Raw genomic sequence first — 13343 nt, forward strand, 5'->3', positions numbered from 1 at the left:
GAAGAAACGTTCACATCCCCGCCACTCCGCCGCCCCGGCCGCCGGGGCGGGCGAGCGTCGCCGGCACCACGGAGCCCGGCCAGCGCGCGGCGATCCGGTCGATGACCGGTTCGAGGCGGCGGGCGCTCTCGGTCCGCCGGTCGAAGGTGAGCTGCTGGCTGGCGCGCTCCGCGGGCCGCAGCCCGTCGACCCGCAGGGCGAGCGCCGCCACCCGCGCGCGCTGCAGCCCCAACGCGTCGTGCAGCGCCCGCGCGCTGCCGGCCAGCGCCGGGGTGTGGGCCGTGGGCTCCGGAAGGGTCCTGGTCCTGGTCGTGGTGGACCGGTCCGCGTACCGGACGGTGAGCGTGATCGCGCGCGCCACCTGGCCGGCCGCCCGCAGGTGCCGGCCGATGTCGACGGCCAGCCCGAGCAGCGCGCGGCGGCGCCAGCCGGCGTCGAGCTCCCCCCGGTCGAAGCGGTGCTCGACGGCCAGCGACGGCTCGGGGGCGCCGGGCACGATCGGCGTCGGGTCCTCGCCCCTGGCCAGCGCGTGCAACTGCCGGGCCGGGCCGGCGCCGAGCACCCGCTGCAGGGTGGCCGGCGGGGCGGCGGCCAGCCGGCCCACCGTGTCCAGGCCGTAGCCGGCCAGGGTCCGAGCGGTCGCGGCGCCGACCCCGGGCAGCGCGCCGACCGGGACCTCGGCGAGGAAGTCCGCGATCCCGGCGGGGTCGTCCGGCACCACCCACACCCCGGGGCCCGCCCGGTCCAGCACCGCCAGCCGGGCCAGCAGCGGGTTGCCGGCCACGCCGACCGCGCAGTCCACGCCGCGCAGCGCGAGGGTCCGCACCCGGAGCAGGCCGGCCAGCCGCTCCGCGTCGGCGCCGAAGTAGCGCAGCGCGCCCCGCACGTCGGCGAGCGCGGTGTCCGGCGGGACGGCCCGCACCACGGGGGTGAGATCGTGCAGCAGCCGCACCAGCTCCGGGTGGTCGGCGGGCCGGTGGCCGAGGAAGCGGACGTGGAGCACCGCCCGGCCGGTCACCCGGCGCTCCCCGGGCTGGCGTGCCAGAGCCGGCGGGGCGCCTTCGCGGACTCGCCGGCGGGCCGCAGGTCGGCCCAGGGGTGCAGGGCGTGGCCACCGGGCTGCTCGATCCGCCGGGCCACCGGGGCCGGGCCGGGCGTCCGGCCGGCCGCCGCGTCGGGCGCCTGGTCGGCCGCCGCGTCGGGCGCCTGGTCGGCTGTCGGCTCGGGCGTCGGCTCGGGTTGGGCGAGGCGCTCGGCGACCGCCGGCAGGCCGCCGGCCCGCCGCAGCTCGGCGAGCTCGGCCAGGTCCCAGGCGACCTGGCCGACCACGCTCAGGGTGCGCGGGCCGCGGCGCTGCACCGTGCCGCGCACCAGCAGCAGCCAGGAGTGGAAGACGGTGTGCGCGCTGGCCTCGTGGCTGTCCTCGAAGAAGGCCAGGTCGACCAGGCCGCTGGTGTCGTCCAGGGTCACGAAGATGACCCGCTTCCCGGACCGGATCGGCGGGGTCTGGGTGGCGACCTTGGCACCGGCCACCAGCACCGTCTCGCCGTGCTCGGCCACCCGCAGCCGGCGCGCGTCGACCACCCCCAGCTCGGCCAGGAAGCCGCGGTGGTCGGCGAGCAGGTGGCGTTGGGTCTCCATGCCGAGCACCCCCAGCTCGGCGTCCAGCCGCTCCTGCCGGCCCAGGTCGGGCAGGCCGGCGGGGGGCGTGCGGGCGGCGTCGGCCAGCGGCAGCTGGTGGGTGCCAGGCGCCCGCCCCCGGCGCTGCCGGTACAGCTCGGCCAGGTGCAGCAGCAGGTCGCGGCGGTTCTCCCCGAACGCGTCCAACGCGCCGACCTTGGCCAGCCGTTCGGCCACCGGGCGGCTGGGCGCGGCCCGGTTCACCAGGTCGGTCAGCGAGGCGTAGGGGCGGCCGGCGGCGATCCGTCGCGCCTCGTCCTCGGCGATGCCGCGTACCTCGCCCAGCGCCAACCGGACGCCCCAACGCCCGGATTCGGACTCCAGTTCGATTCGATAGGCCGCGTCGGAGTGGTTGACGTCCAGCGGCAGCACCGGCACCCCCCGCCGCCTGGCGTCGGCCAGCAGCGACCGCTTGGGATACATCCCGGGGTCGTGGGTGAGCAGCCCGGCGTAGAAGGCGGCCGGGTGGTGCGCCTTGAGCCAGGCCGACTGGTAGGTCGGCACCGCGAAGGCCACCGCGTGCGCCTTGCAGAAGCCGTAGGCGCCGAACGCCTCCACGCTCTCCCAGGCGCGGGCCACCACCTCCGGCGGGTAGCCGCGCCGCTCGGCCGACTCGGCGAACCACACCCGCACCCGCCCCTGCCGCTCCGGGTCCGACAGCGCCCGCCTGGCCTCGTCGGCCAGACCACGGTCACAGCCGGTCAGCACCGAGATCACCCCCATGATCTGCTCGTGGAAGACCACCACGCCATGGGTCTCCCGCAGCACCGGCTCCAGGTCCCGGTGCACGTGACGGACCGCCCGCCGGCCGTGCTTGGCCTCGATGAACGGGTGCACCATGTCGGCCGAGACCGGCCCGGGGCGGAAGAGCGAGATGTCCACCACCAGGTCGTGGAAGTCGGTGGGTTGCAGCCGCCCCAGCAGGTCGCGCTGGCCGGGGGACTCGATCTGGAAGCAGCCCAGGGTCTCGGTGGAGCGGATCAGCCGGTAGGTCTCCGGGTCGCCGGGCGGCACCCCGTCCAGGTCGATCCGCTCCCCGGTGGCCCGCTCGGTCTCGGCCACCGCGTGCGCCATCGCGGACTGCATCCGCACCCCCAGCACGTCGAGCTTGAGCAGCCCCAGGTCCTCCACGTCCTCCTTGTCGAACTGCGCCATGGCGAAGCCCTCACCGCTGGTGGGCACCACCGGGGTGCGGGCCCGCAGCGAGGTGTCCGAGAGCAGCACCCCGCACGGGTGCATGGCGACCCCGCGCGGCAGCCCGTCCAGCGCCTCCACCAGCTCCCACATCCGGGGCGCGTGCCGCTCGGCGGCCACCCCGCGCAGCTCCGGCAGCTCGGCCAGGGCGGCCCGCGCGTCCCCGGCCCTGATGTGCGGGAACGCCTTCGCCAGCCGGTCCACCTCGGCCGGCTCGATGTTCAGCGCCAGGCCCACGTCCCGCACCGCGTGCCGCACCCGGTAGGTCTCCGGCATGGCCACGGTCGCCACCCGATCCGCGCCGAACCGGTCGAAGATCGCCCGGTACACCTCCAGCCGGCGGGCGGACTCCACGTCGATGTCGATGTCCGGCAGCACCGGGCGGCGGGCGGAGAGGAAGCGCTCCATCAGCAGCCCGTGCTCCACCGGGTCGGCGGCGGCGATCCCCAGCAGGTGGTTGACCAGCGAGCCGGCCCCCGAGCCCCGGGCGGCGACCCGGATGCCCAGCCCCCTGACGTCCGTCACCACCTGGGCCACGGTCAGGAAGTACGAGGCGAAGCCCAGCTGTTCGATGACGGCCAGCTCCGCGTCCAGCCGCGCCCAGCGGCCCCGGTCCCGGTCCAGGCCACGGGCCACCATCCCGGCGGCGCAGCGGGAGCGCAGCACCCGGGGCGCGGTGCGCCGGTCGGCGCCGACCAGCCCCGGCTCGGGGAAGTGCACGCTGCCCAGCCCCAGGTCGTCCTCGGGGTCGACACGGCAGGAGAGCGCGGTCCCGGTGGTGTGCTCCAGCAGCCGCCGCGCGGTGGCCTGGTCGTAGCCGGCGGCCCGGGTGATCCGCTCGGCGGCCCGGACCATCGCGGCCGGGTCCTTCAGCCAGCGCTCGCCGTTGTCCAGCCGGCCGCGCGGGTCGATGGGCACCAGCCGGCGGGCGGAGTCCAGCACGTCGGCCACCGGGCCCTGCCCCGGGTCGGCGTAGCGGACGGCGTTGCCGAGCACCGGGGTGACCCCGGTCTCGGTGGCCAGCCCGACGGTGCGGGCGGCGGTCCGCTCCGGGCCGCTGGCGACCACCTCAAGGCGCAGCGCCGGGCCGAACAGCTCCCGCCAGGGCGCCAGCAGCCGCACCGCCCGGTCCGGCCGCCCGGCGGTCAGCGCCCGGCCGGGCTCGGACTCGGGGCCGAGCAGCGCGACGATCCCACGACCGCCGCCGGCGACCAACTCCGACCAGGGCAGCAGCGGGCGTTCCCCGCCGGTCGCGTGGGCCGCGCTGACCAGCCGGCACAGCTCGGCCCAGCCGGCGGCGCCGTCCCTGGCCAGCAGTACCACCCGGGGCGCGGTCTCGTCGACGAACGCGCCCCCGCGCACCGGGGTGCGGCGGCGCTGGGTGGCGCTGCGCTCCCGCTCCTCGGGCGGGCCGACGGCCAGCTCGACGCCGTAGACCGGGCGCACCCCGGCCCGGGCGCAGCCCTTGGCGAACCGGACGGCGCCGGCCAGGGTGTCGCGGTCGGTGAGCGCCACGGCGTCCATGCCGCGCTCCGCGGCGCGCTGGGCCAGCCGCTCGGGGTGCGAGGCGCCGTACCGCATGGAGAACCCGGAGGCCACATGGAGATGGGTGAACCCCGCCATCGCACCGCACCTCCTTCGCGCACCCGACCCCCCGTCCCGCCGCCGTTCCGGTCCACCATAAACCAGCCATCGAACACTCGTACGATTGGCGCTCGCCGCAGGTCACCCGGGGTTTCCCGCGATCTTCCCTGGCCGAAAACCACCCGTTGGCAACGGCCTTGGCCGGGCCCGGAGTTCGGGTCCGTGGACGACCGGTGTGGGGGCGGCGCGGGGGCGCGCGTCACGCTCCCCCACGCCCCGCGGCGTGCGCCGGGCGGGTTAGGCTGCCCGGGTGGCGACTCCCCCCTTCGACCTGGTGATCTTCGACTGCGACGGCGTGCTGGTGGACAGCGAGCCGCTCGCCCTGCGGGTCTGTCTGGAGCTGGGCGCCGAGCTGGGCTGGCCGTTGACCGAGGACGAGGTGGTCGACCGCTTCCTCGGCCGCTCCGAACGCGCCGTCCAGAGCCAGATCGCCGAGCGGCTCGGCGCCGGGCTGGCCGCCCGCTGGGGCACGGAGTACCGCACCCGGCTGGCCGCCGTGATCGACACCGAACTCACCGTGGTACACGGCATAGTCGAGGCGCTGGACGCGCTGCCCGTCCCGCTGAGCTGCGTCGCCTCCAGTGGCAGCCACGAGAAGATGCGCCGCACCCTGGGCCGCACCGGGCTGCACGACCGGTTCGCCGGCCGGATCTTCAGCGCCAGCGAGGTGGCCAGGGGCAAGCCGGAGCCCGACCTCTTCCTGCACGCGGCCGACCGGATGGGCGTGGCACCGGACCGCTGCGCGGTGGTCGAGGACAGCCAGTACGGGGTCCGCGCCGCCCGGGCGGCCGGCATGCGGGCCTTCGGCTACGCCGGCGGCCTCACCCCGGCCGCATGGCTCACCGGCCCGGACACCACGGTCTTCGACGACATGCGCACCCTGCCGACCCTGCTGGCCCGGGCGCCGGCCTGACCGGACCGGTCATCGGCCGGCGCCGGCCGCGGCTCAGCGGCGGCGCTGGCGGCGGCCCGCGCCGGCGGGCCGGGCGCGGGGGCGCGCGGCGGGCGGCGCGGCCCGCTCCGCCGACCAGTGGCCCGGGCGGCTGAGGCCGGCCGGCACGGTGGTCGCCCGGTCCCCCCGCGCCGCGTTCAGCTGGGCCTGGGTGACGAAGAGCGCGCCGGCCAGCCGGGCGCCGGCCAGCTCGGCGCCCCGCAGGTCGGCCCCGATCAGATCGGCCCCCCGCAGGTCGGCGCCGCCCAACTCGGCGCCGAGCAGCAGCGCCCCCCGCAGGTTGGCGCCCCGCAGGTCGGCCCCGCGCAGCCGGGCGCCGACCAGGTCGGCGCCCCTGCGGTAGCGGCCCACGGCCGGCAGCCCGGCCCTGGCCCGCTCGCTCACCGCGAGCAGCAGCTCGTTGACGGTGGCCCGGTGCGCGGCGACGTCGAGCGCCAGCAGTTCCTCGGCCTCGGCGTCGACCAGCCGCTCCGTCTCGGCCAGCGCCCGGTCCAGCCCCTCGCGGTGCCGGTCGGCGGCGGGCAGCCCGACGGCCTGGACCAGGTACCACAGCAGCTCGTGGAGCTGCCGCTGGACGGGGAAGACCGCGAACATCCGCCGGGCGGTCTCCGGGTCGTCCCGCCAGTCCCGGCCGGGGAAGGTCTGTCGGGTGATCCGCTGGCCGGCGCCGAAGCAGTCGAAGACGGCGCAGCCCGGGTAGCCGCGCTCCCGGAGCTCGGTGTGGATGCCGCAGCGGGAGTCGGCGCCCAGCTGGGCGCAGGGCGTGCCGGCCGGCTTGTCCCGCGCGAAATCGGCGGATGCGCTGAAGGGCAGCGCCACGCAGCACAGCCCGTGGCAGTCGGCGCAGTCCCCCACCAGCGCGAGCCGCCGTCGCGCGCCGGCCGTGACCGGCGCGTTCCTTCCCGACACCGCGTCCCGCCCCCGCTCCGCCCGACCCGTACCCACGGCCCCATCCTCGCAGCCGCCCCGACCGGCCGGCCGGCTGGGGCGGCGCGGCTCGGTGCGGGCCGCGCCGCCCCGGCTCAGGCCAGGACCCGGGCGAGGGCGGTGCGCACCGTGGCCAGCGCGGCCTCCGGCGCGTCCCAGAAGACCATGTGGCCGGCCCCCGGCACCGGAACCACGGCGGCGCCCGGGTGGGCCCTGGCCACCTCGGCGGCCCCGGCGGCGGTGACGACCGGGCTGTCGGCCCCGTGCACGAACACCGTCGGCGCGGGCACGGCGGGCCACACGTCGAAGAAGTCCTCGCTCTCGAACCCGGCGTGCGTGGCGCGGACGGCGGCCTCCGAACAGCTGGCCAACCAACCGGCGCGCAGCCGGAGTTCCCGCTCCGGCCAGCCCGGCCAGGAACGGGCCACCTCGGCGGCGGTGGTGCCGCGCCGCGCCTGCCCGAGCTGGTCGAGGAAGACCGCCAACGGGGTGGGGTACGGGCCGCGTCCCGGGCCGCTGAGCGGCGGGTCGACCAGCACGGTGCCGCTGATCGGGCTGTCCGGCCGCGCCGCGGCGGTCGCCGCGACGCGGGCCCCCATGGAGTGCCCGAGCAGCACCGGCCGGTCCAGGCGCAGGCCGGCCACCACGGCCAGCACGTCGTCGGCGAGGGTGTCGGGGCCGGTCGGGCCGTAGTCCGACAGGCCCCGGCCCCGGACGTCCAGCACCAGGGGGCGGCACAGGTCGGTCAACCGGCGGGCGACGAAGTCCAGGCCGACGGCCGGCGTGGTGATCCCCGGCAGGATCAGCACCGGCCGGCCGGGGCCCCCGTAGTCGAGGACGTGCAGGCGGACGCTCCCGGACCGTGCCCACCGGCTGGTGGCCGGCAGGTCGGCGAGTTCGGCGAGGGCCCGCTGGGTCAGGAGACGGGCGGTCATGAGGGGCTCCCGGCGGGTAGTGTCGCGAGGTGGTCCAGGGCCTCCCGCAGCGTGACGACATCGGCGTACTTGGCCTGGATGTCGTACAGCGCGGCGTCGTGCGGGCCCCGCGCCCGGTCGCCGACGCAGTCGGCGACGACGAGGGTGTCGTAGCCGGCCTGGACGGCGTCGACGGCGGTGGCGCGGACGCAGCCGCTGGTGGTGGCGCCGCAGACGATGACGCCGTCGCAGCCGGTACCGGCCAGCAGGGTGGCCAGGGTGGTGCCGGCGAAGGCCGAGGCGCCCTTCTTCACCACGAGATGGTCGTCCGGGCGGACCGGCAACCTCGGGTCGAGGGCGACGGTGTCGTCGCCCTCGACCAGGGCCCGCATCCCGGGGGCCTTGCGCAGCCAGGCGACGCCGTCGCCGTCGGCCTCGGCCCGGGTGTAGGCGATGGCGGTGAACACGATCGGCAGGCCGGCCCGACGGCCGGCCGCCAGCAGCCGGGCCGTCGCGGCGACGACCTCGGTGAGGTCGGAACCGGTCGGGTACCGCGCCTCGGTGAAGCCGCGGGTCAGGTCGACGACGACGATCGCCGGTCGGTCGCCGCGCGGGACGGGGGCGCCGAAGCCGGCCGCCGCGTAGCGGCGGTCGACGGCGGCACCGTGCGGGCCGGGCGCGGTCACGGCGCCTCCCCCGCCAGCAGGCGGCCGGCGCCTGGCACCACCGGGGGCAGGCCCAGCTCGGTGAGGATCCGGTGGACCGTGGCGGTGGCCGCCGACAGGACCGGGATGCCCACCCGGTCCTCCACCGGCTGGACGGCCGGCAGGGACGGCATCTGCACGCAGGCGGACAGCACCAGCGCGTCCGCGCGGGAGAGGTCGAGCCGGGCCACGTGGTCGGGCAGCCCGGCCGGGTCGAGCGCGGCCACCGCCAGGTTGTCCGGCACCTCGAGGGAGAGCGCGTCGACGACCTCGACGCCGGCGTCCTCCAGGTAGTGGACGACCGCCGCGGTGAGCGGTTTCAGGTAGGGGGTGATGAGCGCGACCCGGCGGGCGCCGAGCGCGGCGATGCCGCTGAGCAGCGCGCCGGCGCTGGAGACCACCGGCGCCGGGGCGCCCTCGGCGTCGAGCACCTCGGCGATGTCGGCCTCGGCGGCGCAGTGGTGGCCCGGGCCCTGGGCCATGATCGCGACCAGGCAGGCGGTGGCCACGACGTCCGGCCGGGCGTCGGCCAGTTCGGCCGCGGCCCGCCGGGCCTGGCCGTTCATGGCGGCCAGCTGTTCCGGGGTCACCTGGCGCATCCGGGCCCGGGCGGAGTGGTGGACGAACCGGTCCGCCGGCAGGACGGCCTCCCTGGCGCGGAACATCCGCGGCAGTTCGGTCTCCATGGTCAGGTTGGAACTCGGCACGATCAGGCCGATCCGGTGCTCGTTCATCGCCGACCCGCCGGCTTCATCTCGGGCACGGTCAGCTCACCGGCGTCGACGATGAGTTCGTCGTCGAGGTAGAGGCTGTTGCCGCGCATGGGGATGTCGAAGTGGCAGGCGGTGTCGTTGGGGCCGCCGAGTTCGTTGTTGGGTCCGATGGAGAACATGACGTTGCCGTAGAAGCTGCGCAGTTCCATGCCCATGCCGCCGCCGAACTGGGTGAGGCCGTGCCAGTGGGCGCGTTCGTCCAGTCCCCATCCCACGTGGCTCATGCCGTAGCCGCGGGGGTCGTCGAAGCTGCGGATGTAGGAGGACAGCAGCTCGGCGTCGAGGCTGGGGTGGCCGTCCAGTCCGCGGATGTCCCGGATGAAGCCCTCCTCGATGACCAGCTCGACCGGGCTTCGGACGTAGGTGTTGAAGGGCAGCAGGACGTCCCCGGGGGCGAGCACGATCCGGCCGTCGACGCCGTCGTCGGCGCCACCGGTGAAGACGAAGGCGGCCGGCCAGTGGTCCCAGCGGCCGGGGGTGTCGGTGTAGCCGTACTCGCTGAGGGTGGGGTAGACGCCGAGCCGGTAGGTGACGTCGGTGCCGTGCGGGCTGGTGATCCGCATGGTCCGGGCCTTGGCCAGCAACTCCGCGCCGATCTCGACGCGTTCGCGCAGCTCCGTGGTGGGCATCAGGCGGGCGAGCAGCGGTGCCGGCTCGACGGCGGTGAGGATCCGGGTGCCCGCGTGCTGGATCTCGAACTGTTCGGGCGAGAAGAGCAGGAAGGTGCAGTCGACCACCATGTCGACGCTCTTGAGCGCCTCCACGGCGTGCCGGTTGCCCGCCAGCCCCGAGTCGCCGACGGCCCAGGCGCCGCCGGCCTCGGCGGGGGCGGGCAGCCGCAGGTGGAAGGCCTGGGCGCCCAGTTTCTGAGCAGCCCACAGGAACGCGTCCGCGTACGCGGCGCGTTCGCCGCCCCGGGTCAGGACGGCGACGGTCTCGCCCTCGTGGACGGCGGAAAGGGTCAGTTGGCGAAGGCAGATGTCGTTGAACAGGTTCTGGTCCATGGTGGGTTCCTCTCTCGGGAGCCGCAGGGTGGTGCGGGGACCCGGGGTCAGAAGGGACGGGGGCGGTCCAGGCGGCGGAGGGCGAGCACCTCGATCAGCCGCATCACGACCGTGAAGACCAGCGCGCAGGCGATCATGTTCTCCGGCCGCAGGAAGCGGAACTCCTCGTAGATCCGGGCCCCCACCCCGTCGGGTTGGGTCATCGTCTCCATGAGGACGACGAGCTTCCAGGAGAAGGCGAACGAGGTGCGCAGGGCCCCGACCACGGCCGGCCGGATCTGCGCGGCCAGCACGTGCCGGGCGTAGTCACGCCGGCCGAGCCGGTAGGTGCGGGCCATCTCGTCCAGGGCGTGGTCACGGGCCCGCACGGAGCCGCTCACCACGTTGGCCACCAGCGGGGTGATGGCGATGACGAGCGCGACCAGCCCCGAGGTCTCGGAGATCCCCATGATGAGGATGGTCAGGATGATGTAGACGGGGTCGGGGATGGCCAGCCCGATGACGAGGACCGGGCGCAGGAACGCCTCGGCGCGGTCGCTGACGCCGGTGGCGACACCGACGAGCAGCCCCAGCAACACGGCGCAGGTCAGGACGAGCAGGACGCGGCGCAGGGAGAGCAGCGCGTCGCCGTAGAAGCCGGCGTCCGTCAGCACCTCGCCGGTGGCCGTCAGGACCTCGCCGACCCCGGGCATCCAGCCGTCGGAGAGCACGCTGACGACCTGCCAGCCGGCGACGCCCAGCGCGACCGCGGTGAGGCCGGAGGCGAGCCGGCCGCGCCAGGCGCCCCGGGGGTTCGGGGCGGTCTCGGCGGTGGGCCGGGTGGGGTCCTCGACCTGGGTGGGGAGCACGGCCGTCATGAGGCGGGCCCCTCGGTCGGCTCCCACTCGCGCAGCACGTCGGCGACCACCTCGTCGGCGAGGCGGGTCAGGGCGCTGTCCTCGTGGCGTCGGGGCCGGACCAGCGGGACGTCCAGCGTCTTGAGGACCCGGGCCGGGCCCTGACTGAGGATGACGACCCGGTCGGCGAGGAAGAGCGCCTCCCGGATGGAGTGGGTGACGAAGAGCGTGGGCACCGCGGTGGTCTCGTGCAGCCGGGTCAGCTCCTGGCGCATGGCCCGGGCGGTGACCTCGTCGAGCCCACTGAACGGCTCGTCCATCAGGACGATGTCGGGATCGACGGCGAGCGCCCTGGCGATCGACACCCGCTGCCGCTGGCCGCCGGAGAGCCGCATGGGCCAGGCGGTGCGGTGCTCGGCGACCCGGAGCATGCTGAGGAAGCGGTCGATCCGCTCGTCCCACTCCGCCTTGGGAACGCCGGCCGCCTTCATGGCGATCTCGATGTTCTGCCCGACGGTTCGCCAGGGCAGCAGCCGGTGGTCCTGGAAGACGTAGCCGACCCGGACCCGCTGCCCCAGCCCCTCGGTGGCGTCGGCGCCGTCGAGGCGCAGGCTGCCGCCGGCCACCCGGGCGAGGCCGGCCAGCACCTGCAGCAGGCTGGACTTGCCGCAGCCGCTCGGGCCGAGGAGGGCCAGGAACTCGCCCGGGCGCAGGGTCAGGTCGATGCCGGAGACCACGGTCCGCTCCCCGTGCCTGACCGTGACACCCCGCAGTTCGAGGTAGGGCTCGTCGGTCGTCGCGGCTTTGTCGGCGACGGCTGGACCGCGCGTCGTTTCGTTCATGTTCACAACACCCGCCAGGAGAGGACGTACCGTTCGATGGTTCGGAAGACGAGGTACTCGCCCACCAGAAGGACCGCGACGAAGAGCACCAGCCACAGCAGGACCTCGGTGAGTTGGAAGCGGTCGAAGGCGTGGGAGAACTCGTATCCCATGCCGCTGTTGACGATGAACAGCTCGGCGAGCACCACGACCTTCCAGGCGTGCGCGTACTCGTTGCGTGTGGCCGACAGGACGTAGGGCACCAGCTGGGGGAGGACGACGTGCCGGGCCCTGGCCAGGCCGTTCACCCGGTAGACGTCGCCCATCTCGGCGACCCGCTGGTCGAGTTCCCGCATGCCCTGGCGCAGCACGGTGGCGACGAAGGGGAAGCAGATGAACGTCACCACCGCGTAGACCCCGAGGGGGTCACGGCGGAAGAGGTAGAGGGCGAGCAGGGCGGCGACCGTGCTGGGGACGGCGATCGCGAAGCCGGTCAGGGAGGCGACCACCCGCCCCCAGAACCGGTCGTCGCGCATCACCCAGGCCGCCGCGGCCCCCAGCACCAGGGCGGCGGCGAGGGACCAGCACACCCGCTGGGTGGTGGCGGCCACCGCCAGCCAGGTGTCGGACCTGGCGAGGAAGTCGGGGAGTTCGGCGAGCACCTCGCCGATCGGCGGCACGTACCTGGTGGCGGAGCCGCCGACCCACCACAGGACGAGCACGCTGGCCACACCGAGGCTGGAGAGGGCCCACCGGCCCCCGGCGGCGCGCCACCTGGCGCGGGCGGCGGGACGGCCGCCCACCGTCAGACTGGTCATCTCAGGTCTCCTTGTCCGTCAGACCGAGGCCGCGGCGGGTCAGTCGGCCGAGACGAGCTGGTCGAGGACGGCCACCGGGGCGGAGTCCGGCAGCCCTTCCAGTCCGCCCTGCTCCACCAGCAGGTTCAGGTAGGCCAGTTGCTGGTCGGTGTCGCTGGTGGTCCAGTCCTCGGCATAACAGGGAAGTTGGGCGCAGTAGTCGGCGAGTGCCTGGAGTTCGGCCTCGCTCTCCCGGTCCAGGAAGGTGGCGTAGGGCTCTTCGAGGAAGAGCTGGTAGTCGGTCTCCCTGACCTCCTGGACCGCCTCCCGCCACGCGGTCTGGACGGCCTGGACCAGCTCGCCGTGCTCGGCCAGCCATTCCCTGCGGACGGTGAGCATGGCCAGCGGCGGTGACCAGTCGGCGGTCTCCTGCCAGTAGTCGGCCACCTGGAACAGGTAGCGTCCCGGGGTCTGTTCGACGGCCCGCAGTCCGTAGGGCTCGTAGTCGAAGATGGCCTCCACCTCGCCGCTGGCCAGCAGTTCGGGGAGCGCCGCTGGTGAGGACTGCACCAGGTCGTAGTCCTCGACGGGGTCGATCCCCCACTCCTGGTTGAGGGAGACGGAGATGGCCTGGGTGGTGCCGGAGTCGTTGCCGAAGTGGCCGACCCGCTTGCCCACCAGGTCTTCCGGGGTCTGGTAGGGGCTGTCCTCGGCGACCACGATGGCGGCCGTGTTGGTGAGCGCCGGGTAGAAGGAGACGACGTCGCCGCCCTCGTTGTTGGCGATGGCCGAGCTGGTGGCGTCCTGGTCGACGGCTATGTCGCTCTCGCCCAGCAGGAAGGTGCTGGTCGAGGCGTCGGGGTCGACTTCGAGGAACTCGGCCTGGAAGCCGTGTCGTTCGTCGATGCCCAGCTCCTGCATGACCAGGACGGGCAGGGGCGCCGGGTCGGGCAGGCCGGAGAACCGCACGAGGGGCAGCCCACCGTCCGCTTCGGTGCTCTGGGCACCGATGTCTCCGCAGGCGGTGAGGGGCAGGGCGGTTGCGAGGGCGGCGGCGGCCAGGCGCGCGCCGCGGGTGGTCAGTGCCACGGCAGGGG

At 75.3% G+C, this 13343-nt stretch carries 12 protein-coding genes; 1 reads left to right on the forward strand and 11 read right to left on the reverse strand.

Annotated features, from left to right (window positions below):
• Positions 1 to 10: 10 nt before the first annotated feature.
• Together RM844_RS26440 and RM844_RS26445 are read right to left on the reverse strand one after the other, a co-directional pair.
• Complete coding sequence (locus tag RM844_RS26440; RefSeq protein ID WP_311669910.1) at positions 11 to 1018, reverse strand: DNA polymerase Y family protein; 1008 nt, start codon at positions 1016 to 1018, stop codon at positions 11 to 13.
• Positions 1015 to 4497 carry a DNA polymerase III subunit alpha gene (locus RM844_RS26445; RefSeq protein WP_311669911.1) on the reverse strand — a complete coding sequence of 1161 codons (3483 nt, stop codon included), beginning with the start codon at positions 4495 to 4497 and terminating at the stop codon, positions 1015 to 1017. The genes RM844_RS26440 and RM844_RS26445 overlap by 4 nt, the downstream gene beginning before the upstream one ends.
• A 271-nt stretch (positions 4498 to 4768) precedes the next feature.
• Between RM844_RS26445 and RM844_RS26450 the strand changes: the two genes are divergently transcribed.
• Entirely contained in the window at positions 4769 to 5431 is a 663-nt protein-coding gene (locus RM844_RS26450; RefSeq protein ID WP_311669912.1) for an HAD family hydrolase, read from the forward strand.
• Positions 5432 to 5464: 33 nt separating this feature from the next.
• Here the strand turns inward: RM844_RS26450 and RM844_RS26455 are convergent, their stop codons facing one another.
• The 9 genes from RM844_RS26455 to RM844_RS26495 form a co-directional block, all read right to left on the reverse strand.
• A complete protein-coding gene (locus RM844_RS26455; RefSeq protein WP_311669968.1) occupies positions 5465 to 6379 on the reverse strand; it encodes a pentapeptide repeat-containing protein in 915 nt (304 codons plus the stop codon).
• Positions 6380 to 6492: 113 nt separating this feature from the next.
• Positions 6493 to 7332, reverse strand: a complete 840-nt coding sequence (locus tag RM844_RS26460; protein WP_311669913.1) for an alpha/beta fold hydrolase — start codon at positions 7330 to 7332, stop codon at positions 6493 to 6495.
• On the reverse strand, positions 7329 to 7997 hold the full coding sequence (locus RM844_RS26465; RefSeq protein ID WP_311669914.1) for an isochorismatase family protein: 669 nt from the start codon (positions 7995 to 7997) through the stop codon (positions 7329 to 7331). Before RM844_RS26465 ends, RM844_RS26460 begins: the two co-directional genes overlap by 4 nt.
• The gene (locus RM844_RS26470; RefSeq protein WP_311669915.1) at positions 7994 to 8749 is read right to left on the reverse strand and encodes a maleate cis-trans isomerase family protein; all 756 of its coding nucleotides are present in this window, start codon (positions 8747 to 8749) and stop codon (positions 7994 to 7996) included. The genes RM844_RS26465 and RM844_RS26470 overlap by 4 nt, the downstream gene beginning before the upstream one ends.
• Positions 8746 to 9792, reverse strand: coding sequence for a M29 family metallopeptidase (locus tag RM844_RS26475; protein ID WP_311669916.1), 1047 nt, complete (start codon positions 9790 to 9792; stop codon positions 8746 to 8748). Before RM844_RS26475 ends, RM844_RS26470 begins: the two co-directional genes overlap by 4 nt.
• A 47-nt stretch (positions 9793 to 9839) precedes the next feature.
• Positions 9840 to 10649 carry an ABC transporter permease gene (locus RM844_RS26480; RefSeq protein WP_311669917.1) on the reverse strand — a complete coding sequence of 270 codons (810 nt, stop codon included), beginning with the start codon at positions 10647 to 10649 and terminating at the stop codon, positions 9840 to 9842.
• Positions 10646 to 11470 carry an ABC transporter ATP-binding protein gene (locus RM844_RS26485; RefSeq protein ID WP_311669918.1) on the reverse strand — a complete coding sequence of 275 codons (825 nt, stop codon included), beginning with the start codon at positions 11468 to 11470 and terminating at the stop codon, positions 10646 to 10648. The genes RM844_RS26480 and RM844_RS26485 overlap by 4 nt, the downstream gene beginning before the upstream one ends.
• A gap of 2 nt (positions 11471 to 11472) precedes the next feature.
• Positions 11473 to 12267, reverse strand: coding sequence for an ABC transporter permease (locus tag RM844_RS26490; RefSeq protein WP_311669919.1), 795 nt, complete (start codon positions 12265 to 12267; stop codon positions 11473 to 11475).
• 39 nt (positions 12268 to 12306) lie between these two features.
• Positions 12307 to 13335, reverse strand: coding sequence for an ABC transporter substrate-binding protein (locus RM844_RS26495; protein ID WP_311669920.1), 1029 nt, complete (start codon positions 13333 to 13335; stop codon positions 12307 to 12309).
• Between the last annotated feature and the right edge of the window lie 8 nt (positions 13336 to 13343).

The organism is Streptomyces chisholmiae (assembly GCF_031845445.1).
Taxonomy (GTDB): Bacteria; Actinomycetota; Actinomycetes; order Streptomycetales; family Streptomycetaceae; genus Streptomyces; species Streptomyces chisholmiae.

Excerpts from the sequence above, each read along its gene's own strand:
- RM844_RS26445 (WP_311669911.1), bottom strand. The coding sequence starts at position 4,497 with ATGGCGGGGTTCACCCATCTCCATGTGGCCTCCGGGTTCTCCATGCGG.
- RM844_RS26475 (WP_311669916.1), bottom strand. The coding sequence starts at position 9,792 with ATGGACCAGAACCTGTTCAACGACATCTGCCTTCGCCAACTGACCCTT.
- RM844_RS26460 (WP_311669913.1), bottom strand. The coding sequence starts at position 7,332 with ATGACCGCCCGTCTCCTGACCCAGCGGGCCCTCGCCGAACTCGCCGAC.
- RM844_RS26485 (WP_311669918.1), bottom strand. The coding sequence starts at position 11,470 with ATGAACGAAACGACGCGCGGTCCAGCCGTCGCCGACAAAGCCGCGACG.
- RM844_RS26470 (WP_311669915.1), bottom strand. The coding sequence starts at position 8,749 with ATGAACGAGCACCGGATCGGCCTGATCGTGCCGAGTTCCAACCTGACC.
- RM844_RS26480 (WP_311669917.1), bottom strand. The coding sequence starts at position 10,649 with ATGACGGCCGTGCTCCCCACCCAGGTCGAGGACCCCACCCGGCCCACC.
- RM844_RS26490 (WP_311669919.1), bottom strand. The coding sequence starts at position 12,267 with ATGACCAGTCTGACGGTGGGCGGCCGTCCCGCCGCCCGCGCCAGGTGG.